General features: G+C 73.1%; 2 protein-coding genes. Both read right to left on the reverse strand.

Features of this window, described 5'->3' with window-relative positions:
* Positions 1-189 precede the first annotated feature (189 nt).
* The gene (locus GUY60_RS36430; protein WP_161705786.1) at positions 190-1830 is read right to left on the reverse strand and encodes a phospho-sugar mutase; all 1641 of its coding nucleotides are present in this window, start codon (positions 1828-1830) and stop codon (positions 190-192) included.
* Positions 1831-1890: 60 nt separating this feature from the next.
* Positions 1891-2703 carry a purine-nucleoside phosphorylase gene (locus GUY60_RS36435; RefSeq protein ID WP_161705785.1) on the reverse strand — a complete coding sequence of 271 codons (813 nt, stop codon included), beginning with the start codon at positions 2701-2703 and terminating at the stop codon, positions 1891-1893.
* Positions 2704-2819: the final 116 nt, after the last annotated feature.

Consider the following 2819-nt stretch of genomic DNA (forward strand, 5'->3'; position numbering starts at 1 on the left):
GGGACGCGGGGAGGACTCGACGGGCGGCCTCGGTGGTGACGGACACGGGCGGGCAGCTCCTGGGACTCGGTCGTGCGCAGACCGGTCCACCCTCGTCGAGGGGTGCCGCTCCCCGTGCCCCGCTGCGTCAAGTGCCGTGCAGGAATCACCCGGTCGGGGACAGAGGGCCTGCCCCCGACCGGGATGTGTTCAGATTCCGGCGGCCGTCGCCAGGTCCCGCTTCAGGCCGGCGAGGAGTTCCGCCGCCTTCTGCCGGGCTGCCGGGAGACCCGGCAGGGAGTCGACCGGAACGACCGCCTCCAAGTAGCACTTCAGCTTCGGCTCCGTACCGCTCGGCCGGACGATGACCCGCGCGCCCGAGAGGGTGTAGCGCAGGCCGTCCGTGGGCGGGAGCGAGTCCGTGCCCTTCGTCAGGTCCTCGGCCAGCGTGACCGGCAGGCCCGCGAGCGATGCCGGCGGGTTCTCGCGGAGGCGGTGCATCGCGTCGGCGATCAGGGACAGGTCCTCGACCCGTACCGACAGCTGGTCCGTGGCGTGCACGCCGTGCTCCACGGCCAGGTCGTCGAGGAGGTCGAGCAGCGTACGGCCCTGCTCCTTCAGCTCCGAGGCCAGTTCCGTGACGAGGAGTGCGGCGGTGATGCCGTCCTTGTCGCGTACGCCCTCGGGGTCGACGCAGTAGCCGAGCGCCTCCTCGTAGCCGTACCGCAGGCCGTCCACGCGGGCGATCCACTTGAAGCCGGTGAGGGTTTCCTCGTACCCGACACCCGCGGCCTCCGCGATCCGGCCGAGGAGCGAGGACGAGACGATCGACTCGGCGAAGACTCCGTTGACGCCCCGGCGCACCAGGTGTGCCGCGAGCAGCGCGCCCACCTCGTCGCCGCGCAGCATCCGCCAGGAGCCGGAGTCGTTGACCGCCACCGCGCAGCGGTCCGCGTCCGGGTCGTTGGCGATGACCAGGTCAGGGGCCTCGGCCTGGGAACGGGCCGTCGCGAAGGACAGGTCCATCGCGCCCGGCTCCTCCGGGTTCGGGAAGGCGACCGTCGGGAAGTCCGGGTCGGGCTCGGCCTGTTCGGCCACCACGACCGGCGCCGGGAAGCCGGCCCGCGCGAACGCGGCGAGCAGCGTCTCCTTGCCGACGCCGTGCATGGGCGTGTAGACGGTACGGGCCGTACGCGGGGAGCCCGCGGAGAGCACCGCGTCCGTACGCGCGAGATAGGCCTCCAGGACCTCGTCGCCCAGCGTCTCCCAGCCGTCCGACGGACGCGGTACGTCCGCGAGCGCCGCCACCGCGTCGATCTCGGCGGCGATCTCCGCGTCGGCCGGGGGCACGATCTGCGAGCCGTCGCCCAGGTACACCTTGTAGCCGTTGTCGCGCGGCGGGTTGTGCGAGGCCGTGACCTCCACCCCCGCGACCGCGCCCAAGTGCCGTATGGCGAAGGCCAGTACGGGCGTGGGCAGCGGGCGGGGGAGTACCGCCGCGCGCAGCCCGGCGCCCGTCATCACGGCCGCCGTGTCGCGCGCGAAGTCCGCCGACTTGTACCGCGCGTCGTACCCGATGACGACCAGGCCGCCCGCCTCGCCCTGCCCCCGCAGGTACGCGGCGAGGCCCGCCGCGGCGCGGATGACGACCGAACGGTTCATCCGCATCGGGCCCGCGCCCAGCTCACCGCGGAGCCCGGCCGTGCCGAACTGCAGGGTGCCGCCGAAGCGGTCCGCGAGCTCGGTGTGCGCCCCGGCGTCGATGAGCGCCGCGAGCTCCTCGCGGGTCTCGGGGTCGGGGTCCTCGGCCAGCCAGGCCTTGGCCCGGGTGATCAGTGCGTCGTCCTGCAGATCTGCCTGCACGTCTGCTTCAGCCTCTCGTCGTACGGGGGTACTCGTCGTACGGGTCCGTCAGATGCGGCCGAGGACCTGCTTGAGCAGGGCGCCCATCCGGGTGGCGGAGTCGCGGCCGGCCTGGAGGACCTCCTCGTGGTTGAGGGGTTCGCCGGTCATGCCCGCGGCCAGGTTGGTGACCAGGGAGATGCCGAGCACCTCGGCGCCGGCCTCGCGGGCCGCGATGGCCTCGAGGACCGTGGACATGCCGACCAGGTCGGCGCCGATGGTGCGGGCCATCCGGATCTCGGCGGGGGTCTCGTAGTGCGGGCCGGGGAACTGGGCGTACACGCCCTCCTCCAGGCTCTCGTCGACCTCCTTGCACAGGGCGCGCAGGCGCGGCGAGTACAGGTCGGTGAGGTCGACGAAGTTGGCGCCGACGATCGGCGAGGTCGCCGTCAGGTTCAGGTGGTCGCTGATCAGGACCGGCTGGCCGGGGCGCATGCCGTCGCGCAGGCCGCCGCAGCCGTTGGTCAGGACGACCGTCTTGCAGCCCGACGCCACGGCCGTGCGCACCCCGTGCGCGACGGCGGCGACGCCGCGGCCCTCGTAGTAGTGGGTACGGCCGAGGAAGAGCAGGGCGCGCTTTTCCCCGATCTTGTACGAGCGGACCTTGCCGCCGTGGCCCTCGACGGCGGGCGGCGGGAAGCCGGGCAGCTCGGTGACGGGGAACTCGGCCTCGGGCGTGCCGAGCGCGTCCACGGCGGGCGCCCAGCCGGACCCCATCACGAGGGCGACGTCATGGGTCTCTGCGCCGGTGATCTCACGCAGGCGCGCGGCGGCGTCGTCGGCGGCGGCGTACGGGTCGGTGGGGGTTACAGAAGCGTTCACGCGGACGAGGGTAGCCGCACTTGCCCTACGCGCGTAGATGCCGCTGCCAACAGTGTCGCGATCGTTGCCTTGTGCGTTCCGCCAAAGGTGGGGGTGGGCGCCCTTGCTGGGGGCTC

The sequence above is a fragment of the Streptomyces boluensis genome (assembly GCF_009908195.1).
In the GTDB taxonomy this organism is placed as follows: domain Bacteria; phylum Actinomycetota; class Actinomycetes; order Streptomycetales; family Streptomycetaceae; genus Streptomyces; species Streptomyces boluensis.